Origin of the sequence: Paraglaciecola sp. T6c (assembly GCF_000014225.1) — a bacterium.
In the GTDB taxonomy this organism is placed as follows: domain Bacteria; phylum Pseudomonadota; class Gammaproteobacteria; order Enterobacterales; family Alteromonadaceae; genus Paraglaciecola; species Paraglaciecola atlantica_A.
In genome coordinates this window covers 4,216,552-4,236,214 of sequence record NC_008228.1, presented here as the reverse complement: position 1 = coordinate 4,236,214, position 19,663 = coordinate 4,216,552, and the positions used below count along the sequence as shown (strand labels likewise).

General features: G+C 47.2%; 17 protein-coding genes. All 17 read left to right on the top strand.

Features of this window, described 5'->3' with window-relative positions; genetic code table 11:
* Window positions 1-354: 354 nt before the first annotated feature.
* The 17 genes from mraZ (at window position 355) to PATL_RS18005 (ending at window position 19,641) form a co-directional block, all read left to right on the top strand.
* Window positions 355-813 carry a division/cell wall cluster transcriptional repressor MraZ gene (mraZ, locus tag PATL_RS18085; RefSeq protein WP_006994258.1) on the top strand — a complete coding sequence of 153 codons (459 nt, stop codon included), beginning with the start codon at window positions 355-357 and terminating at the stop codon, window positions 811-813.
* Complete coding sequence (gene rsmH / locus PATL_RS18080; protein ID WP_011576257.1) at window positions 813-1,748, top strand: 16S rRNA (cytosine(1402)-N(4))-methyltransferase RsmH; 936 nt, start codon at window positions 813-815, stop codon at window positions 1,746-1,748. The genes mraZ and rsmH overlap by 1 nt, the downstream gene beginning before the upstream one ends.
* Entirely contained in the window at window positions 1,745-2,065 is a 321-nt protein-coding gene (ftsL, locus tag PATL_RS18075) for a cell division protein FtsL (RefSeq protein WP_011576256.1), read from the top strand. The genes rsmH and ftsL overlap by 4 nt, the downstream gene beginning before the upstream one ends.
* Window positions 2,062-3,822 (top strand): peptidoglycan glycosyltransferase FtsI, encoded by a 1,761-nt coding sequence (locus tag PATL_RS18070; protein WP_011576255.1) that lies wholly within the window; start codon window positions 2,062-2,064, stop codon window positions 3,820-3,822. The genes ftsL and PATL_RS18070 overlap by 4 nt, the downstream gene beginning before the upstream one ends.
* Window positions 3,812-5,404, top strand: coding sequence for a UDP-N-acetylmuramoyl-L-alanyl-D-glutamate--2,6-diaminopimelate ligase (locus PATL_RS18065; RefSeq protein ID WP_011576254.1), 1,593 nt, complete (start codon window positions 3,812-3,814; stop codon window positions 5,402-5,404). The genes PATL_RS18070 and PATL_RS18065 overlap by 11 nt, the downstream gene beginning before the upstream one ends.
* Window positions 5,401-6,816: a UDP-N-acetylmuramoyl-tripeptide--D-alanyl-D-alanine ligase gene (gene murF / locus PATL_RS18060; protein WP_011576253.1), complete on the top strand. Its 1,416-nt coding sequence runs from the start codon at window positions 5,401-5,403 to the stop codon at window positions 6,814-6,816. Before PATL_RS18065 ends, murF begins: the two co-directional genes overlap by 4 nt.
* Window positions 6,810-7,892, top strand: a complete 1,083-nt coding sequence (gene mraY, locus PATL_RS18055) for a phospho-N-acetylmuramoyl-pentapeptide-transferase (protein WP_041714050.1) — start codon at window positions 6,810-6,812, stop codon at window positions 7,890-7,892. The genes murF and mraY overlap by 7 nt, the downstream gene beginning before the upstream one ends.
* Before the next feature lie 15 nt (window positions 7,893-7,907).
* Complete coding sequence (murD, locus tag PATL_RS18050) at window positions 7,908-9,233, top strand: UDP-N-acetylmuramoyl-L-alanine--D-glutamate ligase (RefSeq protein WP_011576251.1); 1,326 nt, start codon at window positions 7,908-7,910, stop codon at window positions 9,231-9,233.
* Complete coding sequence (gene ftsW / locus PATL_RS18045; protein ID WP_011576250.1) at window positions 9,230-10,693, top strand: cell division protein FtsW; 1,464 nt, start codon at window positions 9,230-9,232, stop codon at window positions 10,691-10,693. Before murD ends, ftsW begins: the two co-directional genes overlap by 4 nt.
* Entirely contained in the window at window positions 10,686-11,834 is a 1,149-nt protein-coding gene (gene murG, locus PATL_RS18040; RefSeq protein ID WP_011576249.1) for an undecaprenyldiphospho-muramoylpentapeptide beta-N-acetylglucosaminyltransferase, read from the top strand. Before ftsW ends, murG begins: the two co-directional genes overlap by 8 nt.
* Window positions 11,831-13,285 carry a UDP-N-acetylmuramate--L-alanine ligase gene (murC, locus tag PATL_RS18035; protein ID WP_011576248.1) on the top strand — a complete coding sequence of 485 codons (1,455 nt, stop codon included), beginning with the start codon at window positions 11,831-11,833 and terminating at the stop codon, window positions 13,283-13,285. The genes murG and murC overlap by 4 nt, the downstream gene beginning before the upstream one ends.
* The gene (locus PATL_RS18030) at window positions 13,282-14,238 is read left to right on the top strand and encodes a D-alanine--D-alanine ligase (protein WP_011576247.1); all 957 of its coding nucleotides are present in this window, start codon (window positions 13,282-13,284) and stop codon (window positions 14,236-14,238) included. The genes murC and PATL_RS18030 overlap by 4 nt, the downstream gene beginning before the upstream one ends.
* Before the next feature lie 5 nt (window positions 14,239-14,243).
* Window positions 14,244-15,005, top strand: a complete 762-nt coding sequence (locus PATL_RS18025) for a cell division protein FtsQ/DivIB (protein WP_011576246.1) — start codon at window positions 14,244-14,246, stop codon at window positions 15,003-15,005.
* Between the two features lie 21 nt (window positions 15,006-15,026).
* The gene (gene ftsA, locus PATL_RS18020) at window positions 15,027-16,256 is read left to right on the top strand and encodes a cell division protein FtsA (RefSeq protein WP_011576245.1); all 1,230 of its coding nucleotides are present in this window, start codon (window positions 15,027-15,029) and stop codon (window positions 16,254-16,256) included.
* A gap of 83 nt (window positions 16,257-16,339) precedes the next feature.
* On the top strand, window positions 16,340-17,512 hold the full coding sequence (ftsZ, locus tag PATL_RS18015) for a cell division protein FtsZ (RefSeq protein WP_011576244.1): 1,173 nt from the start codon (window positions 16,340-16,342) through the stop codon (window positions 17,510-17,512).
* 176 nt (window positions 17,513-17,688) lie between these two features.
* Complete coding sequence (gene lpxC, locus PATL_RS18010; protein WP_011576243.1) at window positions 17,689-18,603, top strand: UDP-3-O-acyl-N-acetylglucosamine deacetylase; 915 nt, start codon at window positions 17,689-17,691, stop codon at window positions 18,601-18,603.
* A gap of 138 nt (window positions 18,604-18,741) precedes the next feature.
* Window positions 18,742-19,641 carry a M23 family metallopeptidase gene (locus PATL_RS18005; protein ID WP_011576242.1) on the top strand — a complete coding sequence of 300 codons (900 nt, stop codon included), beginning with the start codon at window positions 18,742-18,744 and terminating at the stop codon, window positions 19,639-19,641.
* Window positions 19,642-19,663 lie beyond the last annotated feature (22 nt).

Sequence of the window (19,663 nt, the reverse complement as noted above, 5' to 3'; positions counted from 1 at the left end):
TTAACCCATTTTATTTACATATTTACCCCTTTTTGTGTGTGACTTCCTTCCCTGACTGATTAAAAATCCGCCGTCTTACCTGCCTTCGCAAACGAGTAGTGAGATTTATTTGCCTTCGGTGATGCCAAAATGCGTCACTTTTAGTAATTCCTTTCACATATCAGTCACTTCAGCCAACGCCTTGATTTCTCTGGCTTGGGGCATCGTCAAATTGCCTGTTTTATCCCTTGACATGATGGACATGAGGTACCTAAACTGTGCATCGTGGGTAAAAGTGGCAAAAAGTGGATCAAAAACTCATATTTAGTGAGAAATGGTTCTAAATCAGTAACGAATTATAAAAAAGGCTAGGAAATGTTCCGCGGCGCTAACGCAATCAATCTTGACGTAAAAGGACGGGTAACGATACCAACGAAGTATCGTCAGTCTTTGCTGGATGATTGTCAGGGGCAACTGGTGTGTACTATTGACACCCAGCAACCTTGCTTGCTGCTTTACCCACTTCCTGAATGGGAAGAAATTGAGCTTAAACTTTCGCGCCTATCCAGTATGAATCCCCATGAGCGCAGATTACAGCGTTTACTGCTCGGTTATGCAACCGAAGGGGAGATGGATAAGAGCGGTCGCTTTTTATTGACTGCGCCGCTGCGCGAGCATGCTCATTTAGATAAACAAATTATGTTGGTAGGCCAATTGAACAAATTCGAAATTTGGGATCACAGTGTCTGGCAACAACAAATACAACAAGATGTTGCGACTGAGCAAGAAGCAGCCTTTGAATTAACTGAGCGCTTGCAGGATTTCTCACTCTAATGACTACGCAACCATCACACCTATCTGTACTGCTGCAAGAATCCATTGACGGGTTAGCGATTAAACCCGACGGTGTCTATCTGGATGCCACATTTGGGCGTGGTGGTCACACTAAGCAGATATTATCTCAGTTATCGCCAAATGGACGCTTGATTGCCCTTGACCGTGACCCTTCAGCGATTGAAGCGGCTAAAGCGCTGGCGGATGATGCACGTTTCAGTATACATCATTGTAACTTTTCAGAAATGGAAGACGTGCTTACCTCCCTTGAACTGCACGGCAAAGTAGACGGTATTTTGATGGATTTGGGCGTGTCTTCACCCCAGCTAGACGAGCCGGAGCGAGGCTTCAGTTTTATGCGTGAAGGGCCATTAGACATGCGCATGAATCCAACTAAAGGGCAAAGTGCTGCCCAGTGGTTAGCCCATGCTGAAGAGCAAGATATTGCACAGGTCATCAAAGAATTTGGTGAAGAAAAATTTGGTAAACGTATTGCTCACGGTATTGTTAACGCACGTCAAGAAGCACCAATAACCACCACGGCGCAATTGGCCGAAATTATCGATTTGGCGGTCCCCGTTAAAGACAAGTTCAAGCATCCAGCAACGCGCAGTTTTCAAGGTATTCGTATTTATATCAACAGTGAATTGGATGAAATTCGCACGGGTTTGAAAGCCGCGTTAAATAGCTTGAATTCTGGTGGACGCTTGTCTGTGATCAGCTTTCATTCATTGGAAGACAGACTAGTAAAACGCTTTATTCGAGAGCAAAGTCGCGGTCTTCAAGTTCCCCATGGTTTACCCATTATGCAGGCTGAAATAGATTCTCATAAAGCCATGAAAGCCATAGGCAAAGCCATAAAACCCTCAAGTGATGAGTTGTCTCGAAATGTCCGTGCCCGCAGTTCGGTTCTCAGGGTTGCCGAAAAATTATGAGTACCCAAGAAACTAACTTCAAACTCGTCGGCTTTCTGCTTGCTGACCTAGCCCGCCATCCCGTGCGGGTTTTGTTGTTTTTGTCACTGTTAGTTAGCGCGGGTGCCGTTATCTTGAGTGCACACCATAATCGCCAGGCGTCGATTGCACTTGAGCGCCTGATGCAAAAGAAAGATCAGCTAGATGTCCAATGGCGAAATCTGATTTTAGAGCAAAGCGCGTTAACCGAACATAATCGTATTGAGAATTTGGTGTCTAAGCAATTAGGCATGCGCCGTCCGCAAGCTGATGAAGAAGTGGTGGTGAGAATAAAATGAGCCGAGTTAGCACCAACAAAAAACGTAATCAGCAAGCGAAGCAAAATGTCGCCCCTACTGCTTTGCAGTGGCGCTATTTGCTCGTGATAGGCGTGATTATGTTGGTGTTTGTTGGGCTATCAGCGCGGGCAGTTTACATTCAAGTTATTGACCCTGACTTGCTGATTAAGCAAGGGGATAACCGCACATTACGCACACAAAATATGCCGGTGCATAGAGGTTTAATAACCGATAGAAACGGCCAGAATTTGGCGGTAAGTGTGCCAGTAAGAGCCATTTGGGCTGACCCGAAAACCATCGTTGAAAACGGTTCATTAAATGACAAGCGCCGCTGGCAGGCGCTCGCTGACGTGTTAGGTCAAGATTACACCAAGCTCGTTTCACGCGTGAAAAATCCGAAAAAGCGTTTTGTGTACATTCAACGTCAAGTTTCACCCGCGATGGCTGATTATGTGGATCAGCTTTCAATCAGTGGGGTGTATTTGCGAGACGAGTCTCGTCGCTATTACCCAACAGGAGAAGTGTCTGCACAGCTAATTGGTTTCACCAATGTTGACGATCAGGGCATCGAGGGTATCGAAAAGTTATATAACGAATGGCTGAAGGGAGCCCCCGGCAGTCGTAAAATTCGTCGTGATGGCAAAGGCCGTCAGGTGGAAATTTTAGAGCAAGAAGCCGGTGAAGAGCCAAAAGATATTCAGTTGACGATTGACCAGCGTATTCAGGCCTTTGCCTACAAAGAATTGAAAAAAGCCGTGCAGTATTACAAAGCCACTTCCGCTTCAGCCGTGGTGGTTGATGTGCAAACTGGCGAGATACTGGCCATGGTTAATAACCCGTCTTATAACCCGAATAATCGTAGCGGCGTTTCTGGTCACAGGATTCGTAATCGCGCGATTACAGATGCTTTTGAGCCCGGCTCATCGATTAAGCCTATTGCGGTGCTTAGCGCATTGGAATTTGGCTCAGTAGAAATGGACAGCGTTATTGATACCTCACCTGGTTGGATGCGCGTGGGCGGCAGCATGGTGCGAGATTCTCGTAACTACGGTGAGTTGGATTTAACCGGGATCATTCGTAAATCGAGTAATATGGGCACCTCAAAGTTGGCTTTATCTGTGCCAAAGCAATTCTTGATAGATCAGTATTACAACATGGGGTTAATGAGCGACACAGGCTCGAACCTTATTGGTGAAAGTAGCGGTATATTTCACGATCGCAGCCGCTGGTCAGAGTTTGAATTATCCACCTTATCATTTGGTTATGGCTTGTCGGTGACCACAGCCCAGCTAGCCAGAATGTATAGTGTATTGGGCAGTGGCGGCATTAAACGCCCGCTTAGCGTGATAAAGAGTGAGCAAAAAGCGCCCGAAGAGCGAGTACTCAGCGAGGACATCGCTCATGAAGTACTGACCATGATGGAAAGTGTTGTCAATGAAGGCGGCTCAGGCACGAAAGCGCGTGTTCCTGGTTATCGCGTAGCAGGCAAAACGGGCACCAGTCGAAAAGCGGTCGCTGGTGGTTACGGCGAAGAGTACGTCAGTATTTTCGCTGGTGTGGCGCCTGTATCTGACCCGCAACTTGCGGTAGTGGTACTGATCAACGAACCCCGCGGTGACTTATATTATGCGGGTGATACCGCAGCGCCTGTGTTCTCAAAAATTATGTCTAATAGTTTGCAAATGTTAAACGTTCCCCCCGATGACAAATCAGTGTCTTCACTGGCCTCAATTACGGGAGCGTCTCATGCTGGATAGCAAACAAGTGCAAACTAACCAAGCTCAATTAAAGCAAGCTCAATTAAAGCGGGCTCATTCAAAAACAGCGCAGAGTATAAAACCGCTACTGTTAGAATTTGGTATTCAGGCCGGGGACATTACGATTGAATCTTTGGTGCTTGATAGCCGTGATGTGGCTATTCACAGTGCATTTATTGCGCTCAAAGGCCATGTACGTGACGGGCGAGATTTCATTCCTCAAGCGATTAGCTTAGGCGCAAAGGTCATCATAGCCGAGTGCGAAACCCAAGCAGAGCACGGGCATACGAGTATGCGCGAGCAATCGTTAATCATCAGCTTTTATGACTTATCTGCTCAGTTATCCGCACTTGCGGCTGCATTTTATGGTTACCCAGCCAAGTCCATACAAGTGATTGGCGTGACGGGCACCAACGGCAAGACATCGACAGTACAATTAACCAGTCAATTGGCAGCGCTACTTAACAAGCGCGCCGCGTCAATTGGCACATTAGGCTCGGGTGTGATTGACCAATCAGGGGCATGCGCATCGCATAATGAAACGGCGAACACCACGCCAGACGCTATCAGCATGCATAAATTGATGGCGCAATTTGCACAAGATCAGGTTAAACAAGTCGCCCTTGAAGTGTCTTCTCATGCATTAGTACAACAACGCGTTGCTGCGCTTAAAACAGATGTGGCTGTGTTGACGAACTTAACGCGAGACCACCTCGATTATCACGGCACTATGCAAGCCTACGCCCAAGCTAAACGCGAGTTATTGAAGCAACCTGAGCTAAGATTCGCGGTACTCAACGGGAATGAAATTGAGAGCAAGCATTGGCTGGCGCAATTACCTTCAGCGGTAACGCCTGTTATTTACGGGATCGCTGACGAGAGCTTAATGCTAACGGACGCTGAGCATCAATGTTTAGCCAAGGATGTCGTGTATTCGAACCAAGGGTGCCGATTTAAATTGGTGAGCTCATGGGGTGAATGTGACATTCAATTGTCTCTACTAGGGCGCTTTAACATTTTTAACGCACTGGCTGCAATAGCGAGTCAGTTATGCCTAGGTGAGTCGCTAAATGATATCGCTAAGCATGCGCATTTGTTGGTGCCGGTCACCGGTCGCATGGAGCGTTTTGGTGGGGACAACTCGCCTACCGTGGTAGTAGATTACGCCCATACGCCAGATGCCTTAAAGCAAGCGTTAGTGGCGCTTCGCCAACATAGCCAAGGGCGTTTGTCGGTTATTTTTGGGTGCGGTGGCGACAGAGACACAGGTAAACGCTCTTTGATGGGAGAGGTCGCTGAAACCTACGCAGATGACATGACCATTACCAATGACAACAGTCGTTCGGAAGATCCCACCGCGATTGCTACCGATATTCTAAGTGGCTGTGTACACCCAGAAAAAGTGCAGGTGGTACTTGACCGCAAGGCGGCTATTGAACAAGCCGTATTGAACGCGACAGCGAATGACATCATTTTAGTGGCAGGTAAAGGCCACGAAGATTACCAAATTATTGGCAACCAAACGGTTGCTTACGACGAGCGTGAATACGTACAACAAATGTTTGAGAGGAACATCACATGATCCCGGTTTCATTGGCGTGGATTGCGCAGCAAGTGCAGGGCGAAATTATTCGCAGTGAAAACAGTATTGCTGAAGACGCCATAATTCAGGGTGTCAGCACTGACACGCGTCATATAAATTCAGATGATTTATTTATTGCCTTGAGCGGACCAAATTTCGATGGCCATAAATTTATCGAACAGGCTCAAACAAGTGGGGCAATAGCGGTAGTTGTTAGCCGTCAAGTGGAGACCCCGTTAGCCCAAATATTAGTTAGTGATACCAAAGCCGCTCTGGGACTATTGGGACAGGCAGTAAAGCGTGAGGTAGCACCAAAGACGGTGGCTATAACCGGTAGCAGTGGCAAAACCACAGTCAAAGAAATGGTTGCTGCTATTTTATCTCGGCGCGGTAAAGTGCTCGCCACGAAGGGCAATTTCAACAACGATATTGGTGTGCCTCTTACCTTATTGCGTCTTGAAGCGCAGCACGAGTTCGCCGTGGTTGAGTTAGGTGCTAACCATCTTGGGGAAATTGCTTATACCACTGAGTTGGTAAAGCCAGATGTGGCTACAATCGTTAACGCTGCTGCTGCCCACCTTGAAGGATTCGGTAGCTTATTAGGTGTGGCACGCGCTAAAAGTGAAATTTTCAAAGGGTTAGGAAAAGACGGGCTAGCTATTTTCAACGCCGACAGCCAATTCTACGCGTTCTGGCACGGTAAGTATGAACATCTACGTAATCAGCGTTTTTCGACCCAAGGTGAAGCCGACTATTACGCACAGGATGTCGTACTTGGTTTAAGTGGTTGCGCAGACTTTCTGATGGTCACGCCCATCGGTAAGGTGTCCATCACTTTGCCTTTGCCTGGTATTCATAACGTCAGCAATGCCTTAGTTTCTGCTGCATTGGCGATAGAAGTAGGTGCTAACTTACAAGATGTGCAAGCTGGGTTGCAGTACATGGCACAAGTAAGTGGTCGCTTACAAGTTAAGCAGCTAAGCGGTCAAGTTAAAGTACTTGATGACACATACAACGCTAACGTGGCCTCTGTAAACGCAGCCATTGATTTACTTGGCAGCTTTGCTGGGCGCAAAATTCTAGTGCTAGGCGATATGGCTGAACTAGGAGAGCGAGCACGCTTTTATCATCAGCAAGTAGGGGAATATGCCAAAGAAAAGGGCATAGACGACTTGTACACTCTTGGCGTGCTCAGTCAAAGCGCCAGCGATGTGTATCAAAAGAGCGGTTACCATTTTAGTGATAAAGACAAATTAGTCGCGGCATTAGCCGAGCATTTAGCAGCGGAGAAACGAGATATCAGCATTTTAGTAAAGGGCTCCCGTAGTGCGCGTATGGAGTTGGTAGTGGAAGCTTTGGAGGCATCCCCCGTGGGAAAGTTTGAACGCTTTAGGGAGCTAATGGCATGTTGATGCTACTGGCCGATTGGCTACAACAGTTTGAGCCAAGCTTTAGGGTCTTCTCGTATCTGACGCTTCGTGCCATTTTGAGCACGCTAACGGCCCTGTTAATCGCCGTTTTAATTGGCCCGCGGATGATCCGTTGGTTGCAAACCATGCAAATTGGTCAAACGGTGCGTGATGACGGCCCTCAATCTCATCTGGCCAAATCAGGCACACCTACTATGGGTGGCTTACTGATTTTGGCGGCGATTGTGGTAAGTGTACTGTTATGGGCAGACTTAACCAATCGCTATGTTTGGGTCACGTTAAGTGTCGTTGTCGGTTACGGCATTATCGGCTTTATTGATGACTACCGTAAGGTCGTGCGTAAAGACCCGAAAGGCTTGATTGCGCGCTGGAAGTATTTTTGGCAGTCGGTTATTGCTATTGGTGTCGCCTTGTATTTATACGCCAGCCAGCAAGACCCAGCTGAAACTGCCTTGCTCGTGCCATTTTTCAAAGATGTGATGCCGCAAATGGGCATGTTCTTCGTTGTGATGACTTATTTTGTGATTGTCGGCACCAGTAATGCGGTCAATCTAACTGACGGTTTAGATGGCTTAGCTATCGTGCCTACTGTGCTAGTGGCTGGTGCATTCGCGATTTTTGCTTACACCACAGGTAACATTAACTTTTCCGCTTACCTGAATATTCCGTATTTACCCTTGACCAGTGAACTGGTGATTGTATGCACGGCCATTGTCGGCGCGGGCCTTGGCTTTTTGTGGTTCAACACTTACCCAGCCATGGTGTTCATGGGCGATGTTGGCTCACTGGCACTTGGCGGCACGCTAGGGATCATCGCTGTGTTAGTGCGTCAAGAAATCGTACTGGTGATCATGGGCGGCGTATTTGTGGTGGAAACGCTCTCAGTTATTTTGCAGGTGGGATCATTTAAATTGCGCGGCCAACGGATTTTCAGAATGGCGCCAATCCACCACCACTATGAATTAAAAGGCTGGCCAGAGCCTCGCGTTATCGTGCGATTCTGGATCATCTCCATCATTTTAGTCTTGGTTGGCTTAGCCACCTTGAAATTACGTTAAAGGATATTGCGTTAAATGGCTGCTAATCCATTAGCAAATAAAAATATCATCGTAGTTGGACTCGGTTTGACCGGTTTGTCCTGCGTGAGATTTTTAGTCGCTAAAGGTGCCAATGTGAGCGCAGTGGATACCCGTGCAGATTTGGAAGTCAGTGTATCCGTTCCTGTGTTTCTCGGTGAACTGGATAGCGCCCGTTTGTGCGCCGCAGACATGCTGGTAGTCAGCCCAGGTTTGAGTTTGAAAACACCGGCCATCAATGCCGCCATTGACGCGGGCGTGCAGGTAATTGGCGACATCGAACTGTTCGCCATGTTCAACAATACACCTGTATTAGCGGTTACCGGCTCTAATGGTAAATCTACGGTGGCAACACTTGCCTACGAGATGTGTTTAGCGGCAGGTAAAAAAGCGTTATTAGGGGGGAATATTGGTATTCCTGCCCTCGAATTGTTAGAAAAAGACGCTGACATTATTGTTTTAGAGCTATCGAGCTTTCAGCTGGAAACCACCTATACCTTGCGCCCTCACGTGGCTTGCATGTTAAATCTCAGTGATGATCATTTGGATCGCCACGGAGATATGCTGAGCTATCAGCGCGCAAAACTGCGGATATATCGCGATGCACGATTCAGCGTGTGTAACCGTGACGACGCTGCCACATGGCCTATGACGATTAATCCTGATGTCATGTTTGGTTTGAGTAGCAGCGAACGTGGCCTGAGCTGGAATAAAGACACCGCGCATATTTTACTGGACGGTAAAGACTTCCTTGATAGCCATGCCTGCATGTTGGTAGGCGAGCATAATATGCTCAATATTCAAGCTGCCACTGCCATGGCGATGTTGGCGGGTATTGATCTTACTGCCATTAAGCTTGCAGCAACCAGCTTTGCAGGTCTGGCACATCGCTGTCAAACCGTGGCGGTGAGTCATCATGTGCGTTGGATAAATGATTCCAAAGCAACCAACGTTGGCGCCACTATTGCCGCCATCGATGGCCTATCACCGACCTGTAAAGGCAAATTGATCCTTATCGCGGGTGGCGACGGGAAAGGAGCTGATTTCTCGCCACTGGAAGAGCGGTTCAACGTACAAGTAAATGAGTTAATTACCCTAGGTAAAGATGGTCCTAAGTTGGCTGAATTAAAGGCAAACAGCCATCAGGTTGCAACCTTAGACGATGCAGTGCAATTGGCTGCTACGTTAGCAGAGGGCGACGCGACCGTGTTGCTGTCACCTGCTTGCGCTAGCTTGGATATGTTTAAAAACTATCAGCAACGCGGCGACTTATTCGTAAAAGCGGTAAACACTCTGGTAGCTAAGCAAGGAGGTCAGCGATGAACACATCGACTTTCGCGACGCCTCTTCGCGCTATGTTTGCTCAGCGACATGATGCTGCCCCAGCGGTGGTTCGCCCTTACGATGTGAGCTTGATTTTACTGGCGCTGTCGTTAATGGCGATTGGCTTGGTTATTGTGACGTCTGCGTCTATGCCGGTGGCGTCTCGTTTGTTTGACAACCCGTTTCATTTTGCTATCCGCCATGGCATCTATATCGTATTGGCGATTGGTGCGGCCTTAACCGTGATGCAGATCCCGATGCAGTGGTGGCGCACCAGTAATGCTTGGTTATTGCTGTTAGGTCTGGTGCTGTTGATTGCCGTCTTATTAGTAGGGCGCAGTGTCAATGGCAGTACTCGTTGGCTAGCGATAGGACCCATTACTATTCAAGCGGCCGAACCCGCTAAGTTATTCTTTTTCTGCTATCTAGCGGGGTACTTGGTTAGGCGTTATGAGGAAGTGACTGAAAACATTAAGGGCTTTGCGAAGCCGTTAGTGGTGTTCTTTGCCTTTGCTGTACTGCTGCTACTTCAACCTGATTTAGGTACCGTTGTGGTCATGCTATGCACCACTATTGGGTTACTGTTTTTGGCGGGGGCTAAACTGTGGCAGTTCTTTGGCTTGGCGTTTACCGGCGGCGCAGCAGTGACCTTCTTGATCATGTTCGAAGAATATCGCATGAAACGAATTACCTCCTTTTTAGATCCTTGGGCCGACCCATTTGGCAGCGGTTACCAGTTAACTCAGTCCCTGATGGCCTATGGACGTGGCGATGTATTTGGACAAGGCCTAGGCAACAGTTTACAAAAGTTGGAATACTTACCTGAAGCACACACTGATTTTATCATGGCTATCTTAGCAGAAGAGCTTGGTTTCGCTGGAGTGCTAACGGTGCTGGCACTTATGCTATGCATAGTGCTCAAAGCCATGAAAATGGGTAGCAAAGCACTGCAAAATGAACGTCCTTTTGATGCCTATCTTGCGTACTCCATTGGTATTTGGTTTAGCTTTCAAACCGCAGTGAACGTGGGCGCGAGTGCCGGTATTTTGCCCACTAAAGGCCTTACGTTCCCGCTATTAAGTTACGGCGGCTCTAGTTTGATTATTATGGCTGCAGCAGTGGGTTTATTGGTGCGTATCGATTTTGAAATGCGCGTTGAAGGTATTCAAGCCATCGACCGAAGCGGCAAAGCGAAAGCGTCTACATCGAGCAGCAGAAAAAACAAACCGAAAACAGCCAGTAGTGCAGGTAAGAAAAAAGTCTCTACTGTGCTTGATGATGTGGCTTACGCCGTCGTCGATGACGTGCAAGACGAAGAACAAGATATCGATTCTATCATGGATGACTTTGCCCAAGACGAATCTGCGCAAACAGTAAGCCATCAAACCAAACGTGCTAGCAAAAGCACCAGTAAAACCCCGCGTGGCAAGGACGAAGAGCAGGAGGATGGCTATGTCTAATCGAATTGCATCTGACTCTGTTATGACGCATACCTTGCTTGTGATGGCTGGTGGTACCGGGGGGCATGTCTTTCCTGGTCTTGCTGTGGCACAGGCACTCAAAGAACAGAATTGGCATATCCATTGGCTTGGCACCGCGCAGCGAATGGAAGCAGACCTAGTGCCCAAGGCTGGGTTTGAAATCAGTTTTATTGATATCGCTGGTGTGCGTGGTAACGGATTAGTGCGCTTGCTAGCGGCGCCGTTCAAAATCATCAAAGCGGTTATCCAAGCAAGGGGTGTTATCAAACAGGTTAAGCCCGATGTTGTGATCGGTATGGGCGGTTTTGCTAGTGGCCCGGGCGGCGTAGCAGCTTGGCTAATGGGCAAACCTTTGGTCTTACATGAGCAAAACGCAGCGCCAGGTATGACCAATAGATTACTCGCCCGAATTGCGAATAAAGTACTGACAGGATTTGCTGGTACATTCGATGCGCAAAAAACAGCAGACCGTCAGGGGCAAGACGTAAGTGATTCCGCAAAATATCAATGGGTAGGGAATCCAGTGCGCGCGGGCTTTGCCACAATTATGCCCAAGCAAATATCCGGTATTAGCCGCGCTACAAATGTCCTTATTCTCGGTGGAAGCTTAGGGGCGAAAGCGTTGAATGAGAATGTCCCTCTAGCGTTAGCGAAGCAGAATGAAATTAAAGTACGCCACCAATGTGGAAAAGGCCATTTAGACTCAGTCACCCAATTGTACCAAAATCAATTAGGCGACAGCGGTGATTGGCAGGTGGATGAATTTGTAGAGGATATGCCACAGGCCTATCAATGGGCTGATTTGGTGATATGCCGAGCTGGCGCTTTGACCGTGGCTGAGGTAGCGGCATCCGGTGTGGCAGCTATTTTCGTGCCTTTGCCCCATGCTGTGGACGATCATCAAACCAAAAACGCGCAAACGTTAGTCGAGCATGAAGCAGGCTATTTGTTGGCGCAAAATGAATTAGTACAAGGCGGGTTAACTTCATTGTTAGAAGCCTGTCTTGCACAACCAAACATGCTAGTGGAAATGGGTAACAAGGCCCGAAAGTTAGCGAGATTAGATGCAGTACAACGAGTCACTCATTGCTGCCAGTTGTTAGTGGAGAAAGCGCAATGATCGCACCCGATAAAGTTCATTACCATGTGCCAGAGATGCGCCGAATTAAAAATATTCACTTTGTGGGTATCGGCGGTGCTGGCATGGGTGGTATTGCTGAAGTGTTATTAAACGAAGGTTACCAGGTATCCGGCTCTGACCGTCAAGCCAATGGAATGACAGATCGCTTGTCAGGCCTTGGGGCAACTATTTTCTTTGGACATCAAGCGAGTAATGTTGAGAAAGCCAATGTGGTAGTGGTGTCCAGTGCGATTGACCCAACTAACCCAGAAGTAAACGCCGCCAACGAAATGCGTATTCCTGTTATTCGCCGAGCAGAAATGCTAGCGGAATTAATGCGTTTTAGACATGGCATTGCCATCGCGGGAACGCACGGCAAAACAACGACGACTAGCTTGATAGCGACTATTTTTGCTCAAGCAGAGCTTGATCCTACCTTTGTTATTGGTGGCTTACTTAATAGTGCAGGCACGAATGCTAGATTGGGTTCGAGTCAGTACCTTATTGCAGAAGCAGACGAAAGTGATGCGTCCTTCGTGCATCTTCAACCTATGGTGTCTGTGGTCACGAATATTGAGCCTGATCACATGGAAACTTACCAAGGTGACTTCCAAAAGATGCAAGACACCTACATTGACTTTCTTCACAACCTACCTTTTTACGGTTTAGCCGTGTTGTGCATTGATGATCCGGTGATCACGCAATTACTCCCTCGCATAAAACGTAAATACCTGACCTATGGCTACAGCGAAGTCGCGGATGTGCGTGCGACTCATGTTAAGCACACATTTAATCAAAGTGAATTCACTTTAAAGCGCAAAGATCACCAAGACATACAAGTTGTGGTCAATGCGCCAGGGAAGCACAACGTACTTAACGCTCTTGCTGCTATTGCCGTGGCAACGGATGAAAATATTGAAGATGCTGCAATCACAGCCGCGTTAGCGAATTTCTCTGGCATTGGCCGTCGCTTTGAAATGTTGGGCGAATTTGCCACAGGCGAGGGCGACGTGCTGCTGGTTGATGATTACGGTCATCATCCCACTGAAGTTGAAGCGACCATAGCGGTAGCGCGTAATAATTGGCCTGACAGACGACTCGTTATGGCTTATCAGCCTCATCGCTATTCACGAACCCGTGATCTGTACGAAGATTTTGTGCGCGTATTATCACAAGTAGACGTGCTGTTGCTCCTTGATGTGTATTCCGCTGGTGAAGAAAAAATAGAAGGGGCAGACAGTAAATCCCTGTGCCGTTCTATGCGTCAACGTGGTCAACTTGAACCCATTTATGTAGCAGACAAAAACGAATTACCTAAGTTATTGGCAGACAACCTAAAAGACCAAGATATTTTGTTGACCCAAGGTGCTGGCAATATTGGCCAAATTGCCAAAGAGCTACAAGAAATGAAGTTAGACAAGGGCGCGTTGCGTACCGGGTGGTCAAAGTGACTCTGGCGAACGCAACACACACTAGTGCAATAGATATTGCACGCTTTGGAAAGGTCGCCGTGATGTTTGGCGGGCGCTCTGCCGAGCGTGAAGTATCCCTGCGCTCAGGGCAAGCTGTGCTTAGCGCATTGATCAGCGCTGGTGTAAACGCCCATGGCTTTGATCCTGCTGAGTCTGAGCTACATCAACTTGTGGAACAGAAATTTGATCGCGTGTTGATCATGCTTCATGGCCGTGGCGGTGAAGACGGCTCGCTACAAGGCGCATTACAGCAAATGAACATGCCTTATACCGGTACGGGCGTCTTAGGTTCTGCCTTATGCATGGATAAAATACGCAGTAAACAGGTGTGGCAGAGTCTGGGACTCCCAACAGCCAATTACGAAATTGCGGATAAAAGAGACTTTAATGCCGCGAACTGCAGCGATATAATGTCCCGCTTAGGAGATCTGGTTATGGTCAAGCCTGCTCAAGAAGGTTCGAGTATCGGCATGGCCAAAGTGTCAAATGCGCAACAACTCGCCGCAGCGATCCAACAGGCTTTTGAATATGACGATAAAGTGTTGTTGGAGCAATTCATCCAAGGTTCAGAGTACACCGTTAGCCTATTAAATGGTGAAGCGATGCCCTCGATCAGTATGTCGACCCCACGAGACTTTTATGACTATGAGGCTAAGTACCAGTCTAATACGACTGAGTATTTTTGCCCTAGCGGTTTGCCTGCGGAACAAGAAGGGCTGTTAGCGCGTCTTGCGTTGGACGCATTCGATGCCGTCGCAGGCTCAGGTTGGGGAAGAGTAGATTTTATGCAGGATATGTTGGGGCAGTTTTATTTACTAGAAGCGAACACAGTACCGGGTATGACGGAAAAGAGTTTAGTGCCTTTAGCGGCCAAGCAAGCAGGGTTGAGCTTTGAGCAACTTTCCTTAGCTGTGTTGGCAACGGCAGGTTAATTGCTATGACCAGCGAAGCGAAGGTAACGACTGAGCAACCCAACTACCGATTTATCGGTGGAATGCTGTTCTTGTTGTTATTGCTCGCTGGCATTGTATACGGCGCTTGGACCATAAAAGTGTGGGCCGAGGACGAGCAAAAAGCGCCAGTGCGCGATATTGCCTTGTCGGGTGATTTACGCTTTGTTAAACAAAGCGAGATTGAGAGCTTAATACGTAAAACCCAGCCGGGCAGTTTTTTTGAACTAGACGTAGAGCAAGCGCACCAAGATATTGAGAATTTGCCATGGGTTTACCGAGCATCAATCCGTAAACGCTGGCCAAATAGTTTGAAAATATATGTGCTGGAACAAACCCCAGCAGCGAAATGGAACAACGACTTGGTGTTGAATCAATACGGTGACGTATTTGCTGGGGAGCTCGCCAAGGCCACGACGCCGCCTCAGTTACCAAGTTTGTTTGGGCCTGGCGGCAGCGAACATACCGCGCTTGAAGGGTACAACTCTATGCAAGCGTTACTAGCAAGTGCTGGTATGAACATTGATGAATTGTTTTTAAGTGAGCGTTTCGCCTGGCATTTGCGCTTAGTCAATGGCATCAATCTGAATTTAGGACGCAACGAATACATAGCGAGATTACAACGTTTTATCGACTTGTATCCCTTGCTGAAGAAGAACGAAAGAGCCGTAGATTATGTTGATTTACGCTATGACACAGGTTTAGCTGTGGGATGGAAGTCCCCTGAACAACCTACACAAGAGAGCTAATGAAAGTGAGAGCAGCACGATATGTCTAAAGTTACAGATAGAAAGCTAATTGTAGGCTTAGACATTGGTACCAGCATGGTAAAAGCCGTCGTCGGTGAGCTACTTGACGATGGTGGGATCAGCGTTATTGGTGTCGGTAGTCATCCATCTAAAGGGATGGATAAAGGTGGCGTAAACGATTTGAACTTAGTGGTTCAATCGGTACAGCGTGCCATGAGCGAAATGGAATTAATGGCTGATTGCCGGGTGTCGTCAGTGTTTATGTCGATCTCTGGGCGTCATGTTCAATGCCAAAATGAAAGTGGCATGGTCCCCATCAATAACAAAGAAGTGACCCAAGAAGACGTTGATAACGTGATCCACGCCGCTCGCTCAGTGCCTATCGCCGCTGAACGTCGTTTGCTTCATGTATTGCCACAAGAATTTACGATTGACGTACAAGAAGGGATAAAAAACCCAATTGGCATGTCAGGAGTGCGTATGGAAGCTCAAGCGCACATTATTACTTGCGCTGACGACATGGCTAAAAACTTAGTGAAATGTGTAGAGCGTTGCGACTTAACGACAGACCAGTTGATTTTCTCATCGTTAGCCTCGAGTTATGCGGTACTAACCGATGATGAAAAAGAGTTAGGTGTGTGCGTGGTTGATATCGGCGGTGGCACTATCGATATTGTGATTTACACAGACGGCGCCATTAGGCATACCGCTGTCGTTCCCGCTGCCGGTAATCAAATTACCAGTGATATTGCGAAAATATTCCGCACGCCTATCAGTCATGCAGAAGACATTAAAATTAATTATGCCTGTGCCCTAAAAGACATGGTTAGCATGGAAGAGAACATCGAAGTGCATAGTGTCGGTGGTAGACCGTCTCGCGCTATGTCTCGTCATACCTTGGCAGAGGTTATTGAACCAAGGTATCAAGAGCTGTTCGAATTGGTGCAGAAAGAAATACGTAATAGCGGCTTTGAAGAGCAGATAGCCGCAGGGATCGTGTTAACAGGCGGTACTGCCAAAATGGAAGGGGCGATTGAATTCGCCGAAGAAATTTTTCAAATGCCTGTACGTGTGGGTGAGCCATTATCTATCAAAGGTTTGTCGGAATACGTGGAAGACCCAACATTTGCCACAGCGATTGGGTTGCTTCAGTACGGAAAAGAACACATTACGGCCAAAACAGCGGCCAAAACGAAAGCGTCAGAAGGCGTTTGGGAACGAATTCAAAGTTGGTTTAAGGGCGAGTTTTAAACCTGCTTTTAAATGAACCTAAAAAACTATAGGCCGCAAACTATTTTGTTTGCATGTCTTAGCGCAAAAACCGGAGAGTAAATATGTTTGAATTAATGGATAGTCATAGCGAAGAAGCCGTCATTAAAGTTATTGGTGTCGGTGGAGGTGGCGGAAACGCTATCGAACACATGGTGTCACAATGTATTGAAGGTGTTGAATTCATCGCCATCAATACCGATGCGCAAGTTTTACGTAGCTCAGCGGCTAACGTGACTCTGCAAATCGGTTCTGGTGTTACCAAAGGCTTGGGTGCAGGTGCAAACCCTAACATAGGCCGTGAAGCAGCTGAAGAAGACCGCGAAACCATTCGCCAATCGCTGGAAGGTGCCGATATGGTATTTATCACAGCTGGTATGGGTGGTGGTACCGGTACAGGTGCAGCGCCTGAAGTGGCTAAAATCGCTAAAGAGTTGGGTATTTTGACTGTAGCGGTTGTCACTAAGCCTTTTCCTTTTGAAGGCCGTAAGCGTACTGATTTCGCTGAACAAGGTATCGAAGAGTTATCAAAATACGTTGATTCACTGATCACCATCCCGAACGAAAAATTACTGAAAGTCATGGGTAAAGGTACGCCTTTACTGCAAGCGTTCAGTGCTGCGAATGACATTTTAAGCGGAGCGGTACAAGGTATAGCTGAGCTTATTACACGTCCTGGTTTAATCAACGTGGATTTCGCCGATGTAAGAACCGTTATGTCAGAAATGGGTACGGCCATGATGGGTAGTGGCAGTGCTTCTGGTGAAGATCGCGCTGAAGAAGCTTCAGAAGGTGCAATTGCGTGTCCATTATTAGAAGACATCGACTTGTCTGGCGCCCGTGGTATTTTGGTTAACATCACAGCTGGCCCCGACTTCTCAATTGATGAATTCGAAATCGTGGGTAATGCTGTTAAGGCGTTCGCATCTGAAAACGCAACTGTGGTTGTGGGCACGGTTATCGACATGGAAATGTCTGATGAGCTGCGCGTGACCGTTGTGGCGACAGGTATTGGTGCAGAGCGTAAGCCTGACATCTCTTTGGTATCAAACCGCACTTCAGCACGTGTACCGAGTGAACAGCAAGAAGTTCGTATTCAAGCCAACGGTACTGACAATGTACAAACCAGTGTGACCACTGAAAGTAGCCGTACAGTGGTGAATGAAGAAAGAACTGACTCAGGTAATGATCTTGAATATTTAGATATTCCTGCGTTTTTACGCAAGCAAGCTGATTAAAAGCGGGTCTATGAATTATTAGACTAATGCGTTGTCTTATCACTTCAGATCAAACAACAGATTATCCTGTTGTATGGACTTGAAAAGGGTGAATATGACACTATTTTGACAATAGACGCATTAATTCATATAATACGTGCCGCTTTTTATTAGGTTAACTAGAGCCAAGAAATAAAATGATTAAACAACGTACCATTAAACAATCTGTTCAAGAGACTGGAATTGGTCTGCACAAAGGTGACAAGGTCACTATGACTCTCCGGCCTGCGCCGGCGAATACAGGTATTGTATTTCGCCGCGTTGACCTTGAGCCTCATGCGGATATTCCAGCTCGCGCCGAAGCGGTGGGTGACACGATGTTGTGTACGTGTATAACCAACGCTGACGGTGTGTCTATTTCCACCGTTGAGCACTTGGCTTCAGCGCTTGCCGGCTTAGGCATCGACAATATTATTGTTGAAGTTGATAGTGACGAATTGCCGATCATGGACGGTAGCGCTAGCCCTTTCATCTTCTTACTGCAATCTGTTGGTATTGAGGAGCTTAACGCCCCTAAGCAATTCATTAAGATCAAAAAAGCGATCAAAGTGAAAGACGGCGACAAGTGGGCAGAGTTACGCCCGCATGACGGTTTCCGTGTGGATTTTCGCATTGACTTTGATCACCCTGCGATCAGTCAGACGCGCCAACACATGGTGTTAGACTTTGATTCATCTTCCTATGTTGATGAAGTGAGCCGTGCTCGAACGTTTGGTTTTATGAAAGATCTAGAATACATGAACGCCAACAACCTTGCGCTTGGTGGCAGCATGGCGAACGCCGTGGCTTTAGACGAATACCGTGTGCTTAACCCTGAAGGGTTGCGTTATAGCGATGAGTTCCTAAAGCATAAAATTCTAGATGCCATTGGTGATTTATATTTAGGTGGCCACAGTATTATCGGTGAGTTAGTTGCCTATAAAACCGGTCACGGATTGAATAACAAATTGCTTAATGCGTTGCTGCAGAACCAAGCTTGTTGGGAATTTGTCAGCTATGACAACAGCGAAGAGCTACCTATTAGATTCGCATCACCTATTTTAGCGAACTAAATTGAATTACGACTAAAATGCCGCTTTAAGCGGCATTTTTTGTTTAAGACGAATTGATTTTGTATATCAAGAACCCTTTGTTAAACTGCATCTCACAAGAGATGTAAAGCATCCAAACTTTTGGGAAATCGTTCAATAATGAGTCTGACACTACTGTATCGCAGTAAAAAATCACGTTTTATTTATCGGCCTACTAAGCGCCAGATATTGCCGTGCTTTATTGTCATATGCGGTTTATTTCTTATTTCCAGTCGCTCTACAGATTTACCCAATGAAAACTTGGCTCGGTTGTCGTTAGCGCAATCTGGTTTACAACAGCAACAGACCCAGCTAGACGACCTTAAAACCACCACTGAGCAACGTTTAGCAGCGGTGCTGCAAAAATTAGCTGAAGCAGAAAGCCGCTTAGTTAAAGTGAATGCATTAGGCGCAAGGCTAGTAGAGCAGGCTCAATTAAACCCTGATGAATTTAGTTTTTCAGTGAGTGGCGAAGAAGCGCAAGTATTGCCTGATACGCCAGTTGACGTGAGCCAATACAATATGGTTTCCCGTATCGAAATCATGCTTGATGAGTTAGCAGATAAAGAGAAGCAATTGGGTGCGCTTGAATCTATCTTCATGAGTCACCATATAACCGAAGAAAGCGCATTGGCGGGCCGCCCAATTGAGGCTGGTTGGCTATCATCGTATTACGGTATCAGAACCGACCCATTTTCCGGTAAACCCACCATGCACAAAGGGTTAGATTTCGCCGGTGCAGAAGGGGAGCCCGTATTAGCCACTGGCGCAGGCATAGTAACGTGGGCGGCAACGCGATATGGTTACGGTGAATTAGTAGAAATTGACCATGGTAATGGCTTGGTCACACGATACGGGCACAATAAGTCCGTAAAGGTAAAGATGGGTGACGTAGTGACCAAAGGTCAATCAATCGCCTTGATGGGTAATACTGGTCGTTCAACCGGTGCTCATGTACATTATGAAGTTATAAAACAAGGGCAACCACAAGACCCATTACCCTTTGTATATCGCAACTAGCTGTTAAAGCGTCGGCTTAAGC